General features: G+C 72.9%; 12 protein-coding genes. 4 read left to right on the forward strand and 8 right to left on the reverse strand.

Going from position 1 to position 17,013, the window contains the following annotated elements:
* Positions 1–24: 24 nt before the first annotated feature.
* Positions 25–3,597, forward strand: coding sequence for a bifunctional glycosyltransferase/CDP-glycerol:glycerophosphate glycerophosphotransferase (locus tag OG618_RS15710; RefSeq protein ID WP_329488029.1), 3,573 nt, complete (start codon positions 25–27; stop codon positions 3,595–3,597).
* A gap of 362 nt (positions 3,598–3,959) precedes the next feature.
* Positions 3,960–6,524, forward strand: a complete 2,565-nt coding sequence (locus tag OG618_RS15715) for a CDP-glycerol glycerophosphotransferase family protein (RefSeq protein WP_329488030.1) — start codon at positions 3,960–3,962, stop codon at positions 6,522–6,524.
* Here OG618_RS15715 and OG618_RS15720 read toward each other — a convergent pair.
* The 6 genes from OG618_RS15720 to OG618_RS15745 all read right to left on the reverse strand — a co-directional run bounded on the left by OG618_RS15720 (position 6,509) and on the right by OG618_RS15745 (position 12,147).
* Positions 6,509–7,063, reverse strand: coding sequence for a 2'-5' RNA ligase family protein (locus OG618_RS15720; protein WP_329488031.1), 555 nt, complete (start codon positions 7,061–7,063; stop codon positions 6,509–6,511). The genes OG618_RS15715 and OG618_RS15720 overlap by 16 nt on opposite strands.
* Positions 7,060–8,100 carry a tryptophan--tRNA ligase gene (gene trpS, locus OG618_RS15725; protein ID WP_329488032.1) on the reverse strand — a complete coding sequence of 347 codons (1,041 nt, stop codon included), beginning with the start codon at positions 8,098–8,100 and terminating at the stop codon, positions 7,060–7,062. The genes OG618_RS15720 and trpS overlap by 4 nt, the downstream gene beginning before the upstream one ends.
* Positions 8,101–8,130: 30 nt before the next feature.
* Positions 8,131–9,453 (reverse strand): hemolysin family protein, encoded by a 1,323-nt coding sequence (locus tag OG618_RS15730; RefSeq protein WP_329488033.1) that lies wholly within the window; start codon positions 9,451–9,453, stop codon positions 8,131–8,133.
* Positions 9,454–9,533: 80 nt separating this feature from the next.
* On the reverse strand, positions 9,534–10,526 hold the full coding sequence (locus OG618_RS15735) for a malate dehydrogenase (RefSeq protein WP_329488034.1): 993 nt from the start codon (positions 10,524–10,526) through the stop codon (positions 9,534–9,536).
* 228 nt (positions 10,527–10,754) lie between these two features.
* Positions 10,755–11,141, reverse strand: coding sequence for a DUF3017 domain-containing protein (locus tag OG618_RS15740; protein WP_329488035.1), 387 nt, complete (start codon positions 11,139–11,141; stop codon positions 10,755–10,757).
* 151 nt (positions 11,142–11,292) lie between these two features.
* Positions 11,293–12,147: a bifunctional methylenetetrahydrofolate dehydrogenase/methenyltetrahydrofolate cyclohydrolase gene (locus OG618_RS15745; RefSeq protein WP_329488036.1), complete on the reverse strand. Its 855-nt coding sequence runs from the start codon at positions 12,145–12,147 to the stop codon at positions 11,293–11,295.
* Positions 12,148–12,656: 509 nt separating this feature from the next.
* Between OG618_RS15745 and OG618_RS15750 the strand changes: the two genes are divergently transcribed.
* On the forward strand, positions 12,657–13,403 hold the full coding sequence (locus OG618_RS15750; RefSeq protein WP_329488037.1) for an RDD family protein: 747 nt from the start codon (positions 12,657–12,659) through the stop codon (positions 13,401–13,403).
* A 120-nt stretch (positions 13,404–13,523) separates the two neighbouring features.
* Here the strand turns inward: OG618_RS15750 and purH are convergent, their stop codons facing one another.
* A complete protein-coding gene (gene purH, locus OG618_RS15755; RefSeq protein ID WP_329488038.1) occupies positions 13,524–15,125 on the reverse strand; it encodes a bifunctional phosphoribosylaminoimidazolecarboxamide formyltransferase/IMP cyclohydrolase in 1,602 nt (533 codons plus the stop codon).
* A complete protein-coding gene (purN, locus tag OG618_RS15760) occupies positions 15,122–15,781 on the reverse strand; it encodes a phosphoribosylglycinamide formyltransferase (RefSeq protein ID WP_329488039.1) in 660 nt (219 codons plus the stop codon). The genes purH and purN overlap by 4 nt, the downstream gene beginning before the upstream one ends.
* Positions 15,782–16,316: 535 nt before the next feature.
* Here purN and OG618_RS15765 point away from each other — a divergent pair.
* On the forward strand, positions 16,317–16,982 hold the full coding sequence (locus OG618_RS15765; protein WP_329488041.1) for a hypothetical protein: 666 nt from the start codon (positions 16,317–16,319) through the stop codon (positions 16,980–16,982).
* Positions 16,983–17,013 lie beyond the last annotated feature (31 nt).

A 17,013-nucleotide genomic window follows, 5' to 3' on the forward strand; every position in this document is an offset into this window, starting at 1 on the left:
TCCCAAGAAAGGCCTGCGTAGCCGATGGCTCCCCGCCTCTCCATCGTCGTTCCGATCTACAACGTCGAGCGCTACCTCGTGGAATGCCTCGACTCGATCGCCGCCCAGACCTTCACGGACTTCGAGTGCGTCATGGTCGACGACGGTTCGAAGGACGGCAGCGCGGCACTCGCCGAGGCGTACGCCGCCAAGGACTCCCGGTTCCGGCTGGTCCGCCAGGTGAACAAGGGCCTCGGCGCGGCCCGCAACACCGGCATCCGCCACATCGACCCGGACGGCGAGTTCCTCTGCTTCGTCGACTCCGACGACTCGATGCCGCCGAGCGCCTACGAGCTGATGATCAACACGCTCGACGAGACCGGCTCGGACTTCGCCACCGGCAACGTCCTGCGGTTCCGCGCGGTGGGCTACTACCAGTCCGGCGGGCACTCGCGGCCGTTCAAGGAGACCAGGCTCAAGACCCACATCACCGAGATCCCCGCGCTGGTCACCGACCGCACGGCGTGGAACAAGGTGTACCGCCGCTCCTTCTTCGACGCGGCCGGCATCCTCTACCCCGAGGGCATCCTGTACGAGGACGCCCCGGTCAGCGTGCCGCACCACTACCTCGCCACGAGCGTGGACGTGCTCTCCGAGCCGATCTACCACTGGCGCGAGCGCGAGGTCGGCGAGATGTCGATCACACAGATGCGGACCAACCCCAAGGGCCTGGTCGACCGCGTCACCTCGGTGGAGCTGGTCCGCACCTGGCTGAAGAAGCAGACCGACCCGCGCTTCGCCGAGTACCTGCGCTCCTACGACGAGAACACCCTCGTCGAGGAGATCCCGATGTTCTTCTGGTCCGTCGTGGACGGCGACAAGGAGTACCGGGACGCCTACCAGAAGAACGTCGGCCGGCTGCTCCGGTCGATCGGCCCCGAGCAGGTCCGCAAGCTGCGCGCGCCGCTGCGGCTGAAGTACCACCTGACCCTGGCGGGCCGGATCGACGAGTTCGTCGAGCAGATCAAGTACGAGGGCGAGAGCAACGGCGGCGTCGCCGCGCGCGGCCTGCTGCGCCCGTACGCCGACTACCCGTTCCTGCGCGGCGGCCGCAAGAGCGTGCCGGCCGGCATCCTCAAGCTGGACAACTCGCTGGTGATGCGCAGCCGGCTGTACGAGTCGGCCTGGGAGGGCGGCAAGCTGCAGCTGACCGGGCACGCGTACCCGGAGCAGCTGGGCGCCGAGAACCGGCACGACATGGTCCGGGTGCTGGTGCTCCGCGAGACCAAGGGCCGGCGCGTGCTGGCCGTGCCCACCAGGACGCAGTACAGCCCGGAGGCGACCGCCAGCTGCCACCACGACCTGTACAACTGCGACTGGGCCGGCTTCACCGCCGCCATCGACCCCAAGCGGCTCAAGCACCGGGGCCAGTGGAAGGACGGCAACTGGCGCGTCCTGGTGGCCGGCGCCGGCAAGGGCGGCGTCTACAAGGGCCGGATCTCGGCGGGCTGGAGCGACACCGCCCAGTACCTCCCCGCGCACTGGGTCGAGCCGGACGTGCGGATCGTGCCGTGGGTCCGCGACGGCAGCGTCTACCTGCGGGTGGAGACGGTCCGGACCAGGGTGACCGGGCTCGCCGTGCGGGACGGCCGGCTGGAGATCTCCGGCGCCGCCCGCTCCGGCCCGAACCTCGCCGGGGCCCGCTTCAAGCTGACCCACGTCGAGTCGGACCGCGAGGTGGTCTACCCGCTGGAGCTCACCGCCCCGGTCGGCACCCTCCAGCCGTTCACCGTCACCGCCCCGGTCGACGAGCTGACGGCCGTCCGCGAGGCCTGGGCCGAGCTGGACCCGGTCGCCCCGGAGCGGGCCCGGGACCGCTGGGACACCGCCATACTGCTCGCCGACGGCAGCACCGTGCCGGTGGCCTGGGACGACCGCAACGCACCCGAGCAGCTGCACCTGCCGCTGAACCCGGACGCCCCGGTCGACGAGCGCCGCGCGCTGTACTCGAAGCCCTCCCCCGGCGGCTACCTCCAGCTCTCCGACCAGCTGCTGCAGCCGGTGGTGACCGAGGTCGCCTCGCGCGGCGCGGACGGCTACCTGCTCAGCGGCACCTTCCCGCTGCCCGGCACGCACCGCTGGGAGCTCGTCGTGCGGCACAACTGGCGCGAGGAGGAGCACGTCTACCCCGTGGAGATCGCGGACGGCGGGTTCCGGGCCGCGCTGCCGGCGGTGCCGACGGCCTCCTTCGCCGGCCGGGTGCCGCTCGCCCAGGGCACCTGGGACGTCTTCTTCCGCCCGCTCGGCGAGCCGGTCGAGACCCTGGCGACCCGCTACGCGCTGATCGCCCCGGAGTGCTTCGCCACCCTGCCGCTGGAGGTGGAGTCGCGCGGCAAGCGGATCGTGCTGGAGCGCCGCCACTACGACGGCCTCTCGCTGGAGTCGCACTCCGCGCTGCTGCCCGAGGAGCGCAGCGGCTTCCGGCAGCGCCAGCTGCGCACCACCGACTACCCGTCGGCCCGCCGGCTCCCGCTGCGTGACACCGTGCTCTACAACGTCGCGCTGGGCGGCCTCTACGCGGACTCCCCGCGGGCGATCCACGAGGAGCTGGTCCGCCGCGGCCTGCCGCTGGAGCACCTCTGGGGCAGCGACGACCTGCAGGCCGAACTGCCGCAGACGGCGGGCGCGATCCGGCTCTGGAGCCCCGAGTGGTTCGAGACGCTGGCCACCGCCAAGTACATCGTCACCAGCGCGCACCTGCCGGACTTCTTCGTCCGGCGCCCCGGCCAGGTGGTCGTGCAGACCTGGCACGGCACCCCGCTGAAGCAGATCGGGTACGACTTCGAGAAGGTCTGGTTCACCGACGCCAACTACCTGAAGGGCGTCGTCAAGGAGGTCCCGAACTGGAGCATGCTGGTGGCCGGCAACAGCTGGTCGGCTCCGGTGCTGCGCCGCGCGTTCGATTTCAAGGGCGAGATCCTGGAGAGCGGCGCGCCGCGCAACGACCTGCTGTTCGCCCCCGACCGGGAGAAGACCGCCGAGCAGGTCCGCGAGCGGCTCGGGCTGCCCGAGGGCAAGAAGGTCGTGCTCTACGCGCCGACCTTCCGTGAGGACCGCCGCCGCCCGAACGGCGGCTACCAGATCGACCTGCGGATCGACCTGGAGGCGGCCAAGGCGGCGCTCGGCGACGACCAGGTGCTGCTGGTCCGCCGGCACAGCGTGATGTGCGGTCAGATCCCCGGTGCCGGCAACGGCTACATCTGGGACGTCGGCAGCTACCCCGACATGGCCGAGCTGCTGCTGATCGCGGACGTCCTGGTCACCGACTACTCGGCGACGGTGTTCGACTTCGCCACCACCGGCAAGCCGGTCCTGTTCTTCACGCACGACCTGGAGCACTACCGCGACAACCTGCGCGGCTTCAGCCTCGACTACGAGGCGGAGATGCCCGGCCCGCTGCTGGCTACCTCCGAGGAGCTGGTCGCGGCGCTGGGCCGGGTTGACGAGCTGACGGGTGAGTACGCCGAGAAGTACACGGCGTTCCGCGAGGCGTACTGCGACCTGGACGACGGCCAGGCCGCGGCCCGCGTGGTGGACGGCATGCTCCGCCAGCAGTAACCGGTACCGCCCCGGAGGCGCCCGACGCGAATCCCGCGTCGGGCGCCTCCGTGTTTTCCGGGCCGCTTCAGACGGCTCCGGGCGGCTCTCCCGGCGGCTCTCCCGGCTGCTCTCCGGGCCGCTTCGGACAGCTTTCCGGACTTTTCTGGACGCTTTCCGGGAGTCACCGAAGATTCATATGAACAATTCAATCGAACCCATGTTTCGCCGACGGATTTCTCAGCTATTCCTTCGGATTTCTCAGTTGACCCCGGGTGTCATTTCGGTATTCGATATTGAATCGGCTTCGTCCGCTCCCCCGGTACGAATGCCGCCCCGGACCGCCGCCATGGGCCGGGATCCCGTTGCCGAAGGGCCACCCCATGCCTGTCCTCACGCGGTTCGTCCTCCCGCAGGCCGCCCCCCACTCGCACGACGACCTGCCCGCCGCCGACGAGGGCGTCGCCTTCGGCCTGCTGCGCGCCCGCTGGAACGCCCGCGGCCTCGAACTCACCGGCTTCGCCCGCCCCGACGACCTGGACACCGCCCGCCCCGGCTCGGCCTGGACCTGGCTGACCCTGCTCCGGGACGACGCCGAACCGCCCCTCCACCTCCGGTCCCGGCCGCGCCGGCTGCCCGAGATCACCGACGACAGCGCCCAGCCCGACCACAACCACGACTGGTCCGGCTTCACCGCCCTGGTCGAACCGCGCCGGCTGCGGCGGGCCAAGGAGTGGCTGCTCGGCGACTGGCGGATCGAGGCCACCCTGTTCACCCGCCCCCGGCCCACCCGGCTGCGCCGCCAGTACGGCGCCCTCGCCCCGCACTGGTGCGGCTCCGGCGAGTACCCGCCGGCCCGCTGGGTCGACCACGACGTCCGCCTCCAGCCGCACTTCGCCGACGGCCGGCTGCGGCTGCGGCTCGAACGCCCCGGCGTCCGGCTCACCCACGCCGCCCCCGCCCCGGACGGCCTCGACCTGCGCGGCACCGCCGGGCACTGCCCGCCCGGCACCGCGCTGCGGCTGCGCCACCGGGAGAGCGACGCCGTCCTGCTGCGGCCGGTCGCGCGGACCGGCAACACCTTCGCCCTCCATCTGCCGTACCGGCCGTTCACCGCCGACGGGCGCGGCGCCGGCCACCTGGAGCACTGGGACGCCGAACTGCTGCGCCCGGACGGCTCCACCGAGCAGCTGACCCTGGACGAGCGCGGCGGCCCGGTGGCCGGTCAGCACGCGCTGCCCGGCACCCTCGATCGGGCGCTCTACCTGAAGCACCTCGCCGACGGCCGGCTGCAGTTCTGCGTCCAGCCCGCGGCCGGCTACGTCGAGCGGATCGCGGTGCGGGCCGGCGGCTTCGAGCTCACCGGGCACTGCCCCGGCCGCGAGCCGCTCGACCTCGTCCTGCGGCACACCGGGACGGCCGGCGAGGTCCGCCACCGGGTCGACCGCGGGGCGGACGGCCGCTTCACCGTCCGGCTGCCTGCCACCCGCACCGGCTCCGACGGCACCGCGCTGCCGCTGCGCAAGGGCGTCTGGGAGGCCTCGCTGCTCCCGGCCGGCCGGCCGGGAGCGCCCCGGCCGCTGATCGCCGCCCCCGCGGCGCTCCCCGCGCTGCCCGCCGCCACCGGGGCCGGCGGCAAGCGGATCCTGCTCCAACGCCGCTGGCACGACACCCTGCTGGTGGACTCCACCCCCGTCCTCTCGCCCGCCGAGCGCAGCGCCTGGAGCCAGGCGCGCCAGCGCGCCGACGGGTACCCGGCCGCCCGCCGGGAGCCGCTGCGCGACGCCGTGCTGTACGACGTGTTCGGCGGCCGCGGGTACGCCGACTCACCGCGCGCGGTGCACGCCGAACTCGCCCGGCGCGGCGAGCCGTTGGAGCACCTCTGGGCGGTCGACGACGCCCAGGCCGACCTGCCCGCCGGCGTCCGCGCGGTACGGGTCTGGAGCCCCGAGTGGTACCGCGCGCTGGCCACCAGCCGGTACCTGGTCGGCAACACGCACTTCCCCGACTTCCTGGACCGCCGGGACGGCCAGGTGGTCGTCCAGACCTGGCACGGCTCGCTGCTCAAGCGGATCGCGCACGACGTCGAGAACCCCTGGCTCGCCGACCACGGCTACCTGGCGGCGCTCGACCGGGAGACCCCGCAGTGGAGCCTGCTGCTCTCGCCCAGCCCGTTCGCCACTCCGCTGCTGCGCCGGGCGTTCCGCTTCGGGGGCGAGGTCCTGGAGTCCGGCTACCCGCGCAACGACGTGCTGGCCCGGCCGGACGCCGGGCGGGCGGCGGCGGTCCGGCGCCGGCTCGGCATCCCCGACGGCAGGCGCGTGGTGCTCTACGCCCCGACCTGGCGGGAGGACCAGCGGCGCGGCGACGGCGAGGGGTTCCGCCTCGACCTGCGGATCGACCTGGACCGGGCCCGGCGCGCCCTCGGCCACGACCACGTCCTGCTGATCCGCCCGCACGCGCACGTCCGCGAGCCGCTGCCCGGCGCCGGGGACGGCTTCGTCCTCGACTGCGGGGACTACCCCGACGTCCAGGAACTGCTGCTGATCGCGGACGTGCTGGTCACCGACTACTCCTCGATCACGTTCGACTTCGCGATCACCGGCCGCCCGGTGCTCTTCTTCACCTACGACCTGGCGCACTACCGCGACACGCTGCGCGGCTTCTCCTTCGACTTCGAGGCGCAGGCCCCCGGCCCGCTCATTCCCGACTCGGCCGGGCTGCTCGACGCACTGCGGGGGCTCGCCGACGACGGCTCCGGCCCGCCGCCCGGGTACCGGGAGCGCTACCGCGCGTTCCGCGCCACGCATTGCGGGCTGGAGGACGGCGGGGCCGCGCGTCGGGTGGTCGACCGGATGCTCGACCTCGGCCGGGCGGGCGGGCACGGGGCACCGCGGCCCGGCGGCCGCGCGGCCGCCGGCGGCGGCGCGGGTCAGCCGAAGTCGTAGGAGCGCCAGGGGCGCCAGACCTCGTCGGCGTCGAACCGGGACAGGCCGAAGCCCGGCACCGCGAAGGCCGCCCGGAAGCCACGGGTCTGCCCGTACGCCTGGTCCAGCACGTCCTCCGCCAGCCCGTGCGCCACCGTGACGTGCGGGTGGTACGGGAAGGCCAGCTCCCGGGCCAGCGGGCCGGAGCGGATGTCCGCCTCCAGCAGCCGGCACTCCTGGGCGCCCCCCTCGACCCGGACGAAGACCACCGGCGAGACCGGCCGGAAGGTCCCGCTGCCGCGCAGCAGCATCCGGAACGGCCGGTGCGCCCGGGCCACCGCCGCCAGGTGCTCCTCGATCTTCGGCAGCTCGGCGGCCGCCACCTCGGTCGGCGGCAGCAGGGTGACGTGCGTGGGTATCGACCGGGCCAGCGGATCGCCGAACCCGGCCCGCGCGTCCTGGATCGCCGAGCCGTACGGATCCGGGACGCTCACGGACACGCCGATGGTGACGAGCTCGGGGAGCTCGTCACCATCGGGCAGGCTCGTCAGGGCTGTCACCGCTTGGCGGCCGGGAGGAAGCCGATCCGGTCGTACACCGTCTCCAGCGTCTGCGACGCCACCGTGCGGGCCTTCTCCGCACCGATCGCCAGCACCCGGTCCAGCTCGGCCGGGTCGTCCAGGAAGGTGCGGGTGCGCTCCTGGAAGGGCGTCACCCACTCGGTGAACAGCTCGGCCAGCTCGGTCTTCAGGGCGCCGTACATCTTGCCCTCGAAGTGCGCCACCAACTGGTCGACCGACTGGCCGCTGAGCGCGGAGTGGATGCGCAGCAGGTTGGAGACGCCGGCCTTCTCCTCCTCGTCGTAGGAGACGACGGTGCCGGTGTCGGTGACTGCGCTCTTGAACTTCTTGGCGCTGACCTTCGGCTCGTCCAGCAGGCTGACCAGGCCCTTGGCCGAGGAGGCCGACTTGCTCATCTTGATGCCCGGGTCCTGGAGGTCCTGGATCTTCGCCGTCTCCTTGAGGATGTACGGCTTCGGGACGGTGAAGGTCGGGCTGTAGCGGGTGTTGAAGCGCTCCGCGAGGTCCCGGGTGAGCTCCACGTGCTGGCGCTGGTCCTCGCCGACCGGCACCGCGTCCGCCTGGTAGAGCAGGATGTCGGCGATCTGCAGGATCGGGTAGGTGAAGAGGCCGACCGAGGTGCTCGCGGCGCCCTGCTTGGCGGACTTGTCCTTGAACTGGGTCATCCGGGAGGCCTCGCCGAAGCCGGTGAGGCAGTTCATCACCCAGCCGAGCTGCGCGTGCTCGGGCACGTGGGACTGGACGAACAGGGTGCAGCGCTCCGGGTCCAGGCCGGCGCCGAGCAGCTGGGCGGCGGAGACCCGGGTGTTCTGGCGCAGCGTCGCCGGGTCCTGCTCCACGGTGATCGCGTGCAGGTCGACCACCATGTAGAAGGCGTCGTTGGCCTCCTGGAGATCGACCCACTGGCGGACGGCACCGAGGTAGTTGCCCAGGTGGAACGAGCCGGAGGTGGGCTGGATGCCGGAGAGTACCCGGGGACGGTCCTTGACCGGACCAGTGACCGCTGCGTTGACCATGCGGGCCATTGTTCCAGTTCCACCGACCGGTCAGGAAACCTCTGCCCCCGGAGGTTCCGACAGTGTGACCGCACTCACCCCGACCCGGGCGATCCGCCGGCCCTCCAGCTTGGCCACCGTCAGCCGGACCTCCTCGGCGCCGATCGGGATCCGGACCTGGTCACCGTCGACGGGCAACCGGCCGAGCGCGGCCACCAGGCAGCCGGCCACCGTCTCGTACGGGCCCTCGGGCAGGGTGACGCCGGTCTCCTCGGTGAAGTCGCCGAGGTTCAGCAGGCCGTCCAGCTCCATGGCGCCGCCGGCCAGCCGGCGGGTGGTGCTCGGCTCCTGGGAGTCGTACTCGTCACGGATCTCGCCGATCACCTCTTCGACCAGGTCCTCCAGGGTGACGATGCCGGCGGTGCCGCCGTACTCGTCCACCACGATGGCCAGGTGGTGGCCCTCCCGGCGCATCTCGCCCATCGCCGCCAGCACCCGCTTGGTGCCGGGCAGCAGCTTGATCGGGCGGGCCAGGTCGCGCACCTTCACCGCCTGCTCGCCGCGGGCACCGTACAGGTCGCGGACGTGGACGAAGCCGGTGACCGCGTCGTAGCTGCCCTCGACCACCGGATAGCGCGAGTGCGGCGAGGAGTCGGCCTGCTCGCGGACCTCGGCGAGCGGGCGCTCGGCGTCCAGGAAGGTCACCTCGGTGCGCGGGACCATCACCTCGCGCAGCTGGCGCTCCCCCGCGGCGAACACGTCGGCGATCAACGCCCGCTCGTCGCTTCCGAGTTCGGTGTTGGTGGCGACCAGGCCGCGGAGTTCCTCGGAGCTCATCGAGCCGCGCCCGGCCGCCGGGTCGCCGCCGAGCAGGCGGACCATCAGGTTGGTGGAGTGGCCGAGCAGCCAGATCACCGGGCGCAACGCCACCGACATCACGTCCACCACCGGGGCGGCGAGGACGGCGATGGAGTCGGCGCGCTGGAGGCCGATCCGCTTGGGGGTGAGCTCGCCGAGCACCAGCGAGGCGTAGCTGATCAGCAGGGTGAGGCCGACCAGGGCGAGCGCGTCGGCGACGCCCGCGGACAGCCCGGCCCGGACGAACAGCGGCGCCACCTTGCCGGCCAGGGTGTCCGCGCCGAAGGCGGCGGACAGGAAGCCCATGCAGGTCACCCCGACCTGCACGGCGGCCAGGAAGCGGTTCGGGTCGGCGGCCAGGTGTGCGGCGCGGGCCGCGCGCCGGGTCCCGCGCCCCTCCAGTGACCTGATCTGGCCCTCGCGCAGCGAGATCAGCGAGATCTCGGCGACGTTGAACAGGCCACCCAGCATGATGAAGACGAGGACGAGGGCCGCGTCCTCCAGGGTTTCGTTCACAGCGGGTCAGTGTAGGGCGACGGCCCGCCGCCTCCGGTCAAGGAGGCGGCGGGCCGTCGAAGGTCCTGCCGGGAACGGGCTCAGATGAGGCCGAGCTCCGTGACGGCGTCGCGCTCCTCGACCAGCTCCTGGACCGAGGCGTCGATGCGGCCGCGGGAGAAGTCGGAGATCTCCAGGCCCTGGACGATCTGGAACTCGCCGTCCTTGGTGGTGACCGGGAAGGAGGAGATCAGACCGGCCGGAACGCCGTAGGAGCCGTCGGAGACGACACCCATGGAGGTCCAGTCGCCCTCGGCGGTGCCGTTGACCCAGGTGTACACGTGGTCGATGGCGGCGTTGGCGGCCGAGGCGGCCGAGGAGGCGCCACGGGCCTCGATGATGGCCGCGCCGCGCTTGGCGACGGTCGGGATGAAGTCGCCCTCCAGCCACGCCTGGTCGGCGCCGACGGCCTCGAAGGCCGGCTTGCCGGCGATCTCGGCCTGGAAGATGTCCGGGTACTGGGTCGCCGAGTGGTTGCCCCAGATGGTGACCTTCTTGATCTCCGACACGGCGGCACCGGTCTTGGCGGCCAGCTGGCCGAGCGCGCGGTTGTGGTCCAGGCGCGTCATCGCGGTGAAGCGCGCGGCCGGCACGTCCGGGGCGTTGCGCTGGGCGATCAGGGCGTTGGTGTTGGCCGGGTTGCCGACGACCAGGACCTTGATGTCGTCCGCGGCGTGGTCGTTGATGGCCTTGCCCTGCGGGCCGAAGATGCCGCCGTTGGCCTGCAGCAGGTCGCCGCGCTCCATGCCGGCGGTGCGCGGACGGGCGCCGACCAGCAGCGCGACGTTGGCGCCGTCGAAGGCCTCGTTGGCGTTGTCGGTGATCTTGATGTCGCGCAGCAGCGGGAAGGCGCAGTCGACAAGCTCCATCGCGGTGCCCTCGGCGGCCTTCAGGCCCTGCGGGATCTCCAGGAGGCGCAGGTTCACCGGCACGTCGGCGCCGAGCAGGTGGCCCGAGGCGATGCGGAAGAGCAGCGCGTAGCCGATCTGGCCGGCCGCTCCGGTGATGGTGACGTTGACGGGGGTGCGGGTCATTTCTACCTTCTCCAGCAAATCGCCAGGTGCCCCAGGCACACCGGCGCACTGGAGCCGAGGATGATCTCTCGACATCGAGAGACCGGCGTCAGGTTATCGCAAAGCGAAGCGTATGCCGCGGGTGCCGTCGTGGCTGATTGGTCACAGACGATGACGGCCCCCGTCCCGACGGTGCGGGCGGGGGCCGATCGGGCCGGGCAGGCGGGCCGGGCGGGCGGGCCGGGCGGGTCAGTGCTTCGGCCGCCCGACCAGCTCGCCGACGTTGTCCAGCAGCGGGATCTCCAGCCACGGGTTGGGCTGGGCCACCAGGGTCAGCAGCACGATCGAGACGCCCAGGAAGGTCAGCACGATCACGTCGGTGAACCGGCTGCGCACCGCCAGCATGCCGACCTCGGGCAGCACCAGCCGCAGCAGCGCGCCGAGCAGCACGCCGCCGCCGAGGATCAGCAGCCCGTACTTGAAGCCGTCCTTGAAGTCGGCGAACCAGGTGACGGCGAGCCCGGCGCCGACCACCAGCAGGACGAGGGTTATCGGCCACTGGCGCACCGGCAGGGCGTGGTCACGCCCCAGCGCCGCCGCCGAGCCCTCGGGGGGCAGCGTTCCGGTGGTCTTCACCGGCCTGCGCCGGGAGCTCGCCGGCCGTGGCCCGCTCATCGGCCCACCCCGCCCCGCTCGGCCGCCGCGTCGCGAAACGCGCGGCTCGCCGGCCTTCGCTCGGTCCGCCCGTTCATAGCTCGCCGTCCTTCCGGAGTCGGATCGCGGTCGTTCAGAGGCCGGCGCGGCGCTCGGCCGCCACGACGATGTTGTTCAGCAGCATGGCGCGGGTCATCGGGCCGACGCCGCCCGGATTCGGGGAGATCCAGCCGGCCACCTCGGCCACGCCCGGGTGGACGTCACCGACGATCTTGCCCTCGCTGCGGCTGACGCCGACGTCCAGCACGGCCGCGCCGGGCTTGACGTCCTCCGGCTTGACCAGGTGCGGCACCCCGGCGGCGGCGACCACGATGTCGGCCTTGCGCAGGTGGTAGGCGAGGTCCCGGGTGCCGGTGTGGCAGAGGGTCACGGTGGCGTTCTCGCTGCGGCGGGTGAGCAGCAGGCCGATCGAGCGGCCGACGGTGACACCGCGGCCGATCACGACCACCTCGGCCCCGTCGATCGCCACGTCGTGGCGGCGCAGCAGCTCGACGATGCCGAGCGGGGTGCAGGGCAGCGGGCCCTCGATGCCCAGCGCGAGCCGGCCGAGCGAGGTGGGGTGCAGGCCGTCGGCGTCCTTGTCCGGGTCCATCAGCTCCAGGACGGGGTTCTGGTCCAGGCCCTTGGGCAGCGGGAGCTGGACGATGTAGCCGGTGCAGGCCGGGTCGGCGTTCAGCTCGCGGACGACGTTCTCGACGTCCTCCTGGGTGGCGGTGGCGGGCAGTTCGCGCTGGATGGAGGCGATGCCGACCTCGGCGCAGTCCTTGTGCTTGCCGTTGACGTACCAGCGGCTGCCGGGGTCGTCGCCGACCAGGACGGTGCCGAGACCGGGCGTGACGCCCTTGGCACGAAGGGCCACCACACGGGCGGCGAGTTCGGACTTGATCGCGGCGGCGGTGGCCTTGCCATCGAGAATCTGGGCAGTCATGACCCCATTCTCCCGGATGCCGGAGGCGGACGGCGCCAGCCCCCGGCGACAGCGGTGCCGGGGAGCCCCGGCGGCTCGAAAACCGTTCGGACCACGTTGCGGTTGCGCCACAGTCCGGTCCGCCACGCGGGCGCGGCTGGACAGCGCCGGGCCGCCCGGTCGACGATAAGCGGGCATTCCCTGCCGCCTCCGGCCCGGTGACGGGCCGACGGACACCGGCGGGGCGTACCCGGGGGAAGAACAGAGTGAGCCGACCACACCACACCGTGCCGCCCGACCGCCACGGCCGCGTGCTGCCAGGACCGCAGCCGTCGATGCTCCCGTTCGCGCCGGACCGGCGCCACCCACGTTCCTGAGCCAGCCCGTGCCGGCGGGCGCCGGACCGTGTCCGCCCCCGTTGTCACCGCGCTCCGCTATCGTCCCGTCCGCTCGGCAGTTCGCCCCGCCGGTGCGTTCCGGACCCAGCGCTGTCCCGTCCCACGTCCCCACATCCCTGCCCGGAGGCATCGATGAGTTACCCGCCCGACCCGAACAACCCGTACGGCCAGCAGCCCCCTCAGCAGGGCTACGGCTACCCCCAGCAGGCCCCGCCGGCCGCCGGGTACGGCTACCCGCAGCAGCCGCCGCAGGCCCCGCAGTACGGTGTGCCGCAGCAGCCGGCGTACGGGTACGCGCCGATGCCGGGCACCCTCCAGGCCAACAACGGCTACATCAACATCGCCCAGCTGGGCACGGTGAAGATCGCCACCATGGGCCAGCGCTTCCTGGCCCGCCTGATCGACGGCCTCGCGATCGGCGCGGTCGTCGCCCTGGTGATGGCGCTCGGCCTGGCCAGCGCGCTCGGCATCGCCAAGGACACCCAGGACTGCAGCGGCAAGTACACCTACGGCGGCTCCAACTCGGCGTACTACGACTGCCTGAACGCCAACAACGACGCCGCCGCGGGCTTCTTCGTCACCATGCTGATCATGGTCGGCGTGCTCTCGGTGTTCAACCTGCTGTACGAGTGGCTGATGGTCTCCTTCGCGGGCGCCACCCTCGGCAAGATGGCCCTGGGCCTGCGCGTCGTCAAGGAGAGCAACGGCCAGGTCCCCGGCCTGGGCGGCGGCTTCATCCGCTTCATCATCCCGATCGTCGGCGCGTTCCTCTGCTACATCGGCGCCGCGCTGGTCTACCTGTCCCCGTTCTTCGACAACTCCGGGAAGCTGCAGGGCTGGCACGACCGTGCCGCCGGCACCCTGGTGATCAAGAAGTAGCACCCACCGGCGACAGCGGAGCGGCCCGGTCCCCTTCCCGAGGGGACCGGGCCGCTCCGTCGTACCGTCACACCGCCGGTGCGGGACGGGGATCCTCCCGGCCCGGCACCGGCGTCGGCGTCAGTGGAAGAAGTGGCGGGTACCGGTGAAGTACATCGTCACGCCGGCCGCGGCGGCGGCCGCGACGACCTCCTCGTCCCGGATCGAACCGCCCGGCTGCACCACGGCCTTGACGCCGCCGTCGAGCAGGATCTGCAGGCCGTCCGCGAACGGGAAGAAGGCGTCGGAGGCCGCGTAGGAGCCCCGGGCCCGCTCGCCGGCCCGCTCCACGGCGAGCTTCGCCGAGTCGACCCGGTTGACCTGGCCCATCCCGACGCCCACCGAGGCACCGCCCTTGGCCAGCAGGATCGCGTTGGACTTGACGGCCCGGCAGGCCCGCCAGGCGAACGCCAGCTCGGCCAGCTCGGCCGCGGGGAGCGCCTCGCCGGTGGCCAGCGTCCAGCTCGCCGGGTCGTCGCCCGCGGCGTGGATCCGGTCGGCGTCCTGGAGCAGCACGCCACCGGAGATCGGGCGCACCTCCTGGCGGTTGGCCGGCGCCTCGGGGGCGACCAGCACCCGCAGGTTCTTCTTGCGCGCCAGCACCTCGACGGCGCCGTCCTCGTACCCGGGGGCGACGACGACCTCGGTGAAGATCGGGGCGATCTGCTCGGCCAGCTCGACGGTCACCGGGCGGTTGACCGCGATCACGCCGCCGTACGCGGAGACCGGGTCGCACTCGTGCGCCTTGCGGTGCGCCTCGGCGACGTCCGCGCCGGTGGCGATGCCGCACGGGTTGGCGTGCTTGATGATCGCGACGGCCGGCTCGGCGTGGTCGTACGCGGCGCGACGGGCGGCATCGGTGTCGACGTAGTTGTTGTACGACATCTCCTTGCCGTGCAGCTGCTCGGCGCCGGCCAGGCCGCCGGTGCCGTCGCTGTAGAGCGCGGCGCCCTGGTGCGGGTTCTCGCCGTAGCGCAGCACGTTCTGGCGCTCGTAGGTGGCGCCCAGGAACTCCGGGAAGCCCTCGACGTCGTCGGCCGCGTAGCCGGCCTCGAACCAGGAGGCCACCGCGACGTCGTAGGCGGCGGTGTGCGCGAACGCGGCACCGGCCAGGCGCTTGCGGGTGGCCAGGTCGAAGCCGCCCTCCTGGACGGCCTTCAGCACGTCGCCGTAGCGGGCCGGGTCCACCACGACGGCGACCGACGGGTGGTTCTTGGCCGCGGCGCGGACCATGCTCGGGCCGCCGATGTCGATCTGCTCGACGCACTCGTCCGGGCTCGCGCCGGAGGCGACGGTGGCCTTGAACGGGTAGAGGTTCACCACGACCAGCTCGAAGGGCTCGACGCCCAGCTCGGCGAGCTGCGCGCGGTGCGACTCCAGCCGCAGGTCGGCGAGCACACCGGCGTGCACGCGGGGGTGCAGCGTCTTCACACGCCCGTCGAGGCACTCGGGGAAGCCGGTCAGCTCGGAGACCTCGGTCACCGGGACGCCCGCGGCGGCGATCCGGCCGGCGGTGGATCCGGTGGAGACGATGGCGACCCCGGCGGCGTGCAGGCCCTGGGCCAGCTCCTCCAGACCGGTCTTGTCGTACACGCTGATCAGCGCGCGACGGATCGGGCGGACGCCGCTCTCCTCGTCGAGGGGGGCGGTGACGGGGGACGTGGTGCTGGGGGCGGCGCTCATGCCGGGATCCATACCTTTCGGTCCTCGATGCGGTGACCCTCGCGGGCCAGCCGGCCCACGATGTCGACGAGCAGCTTTCGCTCGACAGTCTTGATGCGCTCGTGCAGCGCTTCGCCGCCATCGGCGTGGTCGGCGTCGGTGACCTCGACGACGCCCTGCGCGATGATCGGCCCGGTGTCCACCCCGGCGTCGACCAGGTGGACGGTGCAGCCGGTGACCTTCACCCCGTACGCGAGCGCGTCGGTGACGCCGTGGGCGCCGGGGAAGGCGGGCAGCAGTGCGGGGTGGGTGTTGATGATCCGCCCGGCGAAGGCCGCGATGAACGCGGGGCCGAGGATCTTCATGAAGCCCGCCGTGACCACGAGGTCCGGCCGGTGCTCCGCGACGGAGGCGGTCAGCGCGCCGTCCCACGCGGCGCGGTCGGCGAAGTCCTTCAGGCGGTGCACGAAGACCGGCAGCCCGGCCCGCTCGGCGCGCTCCAGGCCCGCGATGCCGTCACGGTCGGCACCGACGGCGACGATCTCCGCGCCGAAGGCCGGATCGGCCACGGCGTCGATCAGCGCCTGTAGGTTGGTGCCGGAGCCGGAGACCAGCACCACCAGCCGGGCCGGGCCGGGAGTGCGGGGCGGGAAGAGTTGAGCGGGGGCGGCGGCCACTGCGCGATTCTCCGTAGGTCGGGCGCCGCCCGCTGGTACATCCACCGGCGGTGGGGCCACTACGAACGGCAGGTCGAGCGAGGGGGAACACCGGAGGAACCCGCCGCGATGCGGGCCCGGGGAACCTATCTGAGCTGCTGACCGTCACCACGATAACGGCTGGTCGGACGGCCCTTGAAACGCCCTGGCGGCGCTACGCGCGTAGTTGAGACGGGGATCTCCATCGGGGCGCCGTTCACCCGCCGTCGGCCCGGCGTCCGCCCGCCGGCCGTGCGCGGACGGCGGGCCGACGGCAGCGACGGGGTGGTGCGGAGCTGTCGGCGGTGGCCGGCCGGGCGGGGCGGGGCGCCGGCGGAGTGGGGCGGCGGGCCCGGGGGCGGGACGTCGGGTGCGGCCGGGCGGGCGGGCCCTGGCGGGTTCGCCGGTGCGGTGGAACGCGCCCCGAAGGCAGGCCGCCGAAGGCTCCACGGGCGACTGCGGGATCATAGGGTGGCGCGGGCGTCCGCCCCACCGACCGAGAAGGAATGGCTGAACCATGAGCAGCGGTGACAACACCGGCGAGCGCAACCCCTTCGCGCCGCCGCCGGCGGATGCCCCGGACCAGCCGTGGCAGCCCCGCAACCCCGGGCACGCCGGGGGTTCGGACGGTTCCAACGGTGCCGACGGCACCGACGGCGGCGGGAACCCGGACGAGCGGCCCGAGGTCCCGCCGCCGCACCCGTGGAGCCCCGGCTACCAGGGCGGCGGCTGGCACCCCCGGCCGCCCGCCCCGCAGCCGCCCAAGCTCGACCCGAGCGACCCGGCGCAGCGCAAGGCCCGCAACGCCGCGCTGGCCGGTATGGGCGCGCTGGTCTGCGCGTTCGCCTCGCTGCACTACGTGGCGCTGTTCGTGGGCGCGCTGGCCATCGTCTGGGGAGTCGCCGCGATGCGGGCCCCCAAGCCGGCCGCCGCGACCGCGACCGGCGGGGCGGCACCCGCCGCCGGCGAGTCCGCCGCCCCCAACCCGCTGACCCCGGCCGCCCTCGCCGGGGTGCTCACCGGCGCGATGACGGTGGTCTTCGTCTCCTCGGTGATCGGCCTCAGCCTCTACTACAACGACTACGTGACCTGCGTCCGGGACTCGCTCACCTCGACCGGCGCGGACAACTGCGAGCGCCTCGCGCCGAAGTGGTACGTGGACATCACCTCGAAGAGCGAGTAGCGGGTAGCGGGCGGACGGACGGACGGCGGCG

Source organism: Kitasatospora sp. NBC_01246 (assembly GCF_036226505.1).
Taxonomy (GTDB): domain Bacteria; phylum Actinomycetota; class Actinomycetes; order Streptomycetales; family Streptomycetaceae; genus Kitasatospora.

Excerpts from the sequence above, each read along its gene's own strand:
- OG618_RS15710 (WP_329488029.1), top strand. The coding sequence starts at position 25 with ATGGCTCCCCGCCTCTCCATCGTCGTTCCGATCTACAACGTCGAGCGC.
- OG618_RS15750 (WP_329488037.1), top strand. The coding sequence starts at position 12,657 with ATGAGTTACCCGCCCGACCCGAACAACCCGTACGGCCAGCAGCCCCCT.
- purH (WP_329488038.1), bottom strand. The coding sequence starts at position 15,125 with ATGAGCGCCGCCCCCAGCACCACGTCCCCCGTCACCGCCCCCCTCGAC.
- OG618_RS15765 (WP_329488041.1), top strand. The coding sequence starts at position 16,317 with ATGAGCAGCGGTGACAACACCGGCGAGCGCAACCCCTTCGCGCCGCCG.
- OG618_RS15715 (WP_329488030.1), top strand. The coding sequence starts at position 3,960 with ATGCCTGTCCTCACGCGGTTCGTCCTCCCGCAGGCCGCCCCCCACTCG.
- OG618_RS15745 (WP_329488036.1), bottom strand. The coding sequence starts at position 12,147 with ATGACTGCCCAGATTCTCGATGGCAAGGCCACCGCCGCCGCGATCAAG.
- trpS (WP_329488032.1), bottom strand. The coding sequence starts at position 8,100 with ATGGTCAACGCAGCGGTCACTGGTCCGGTCAAGGACCGTCCCCGGGTA.
- OG618_RS15735 (WP_329488034.1), bottom strand. The coding sequence starts at position 10,526 with ATGACCCGCACCCCCGTCAACGTCACCATCACCGGAGCGGCCGGCCAG.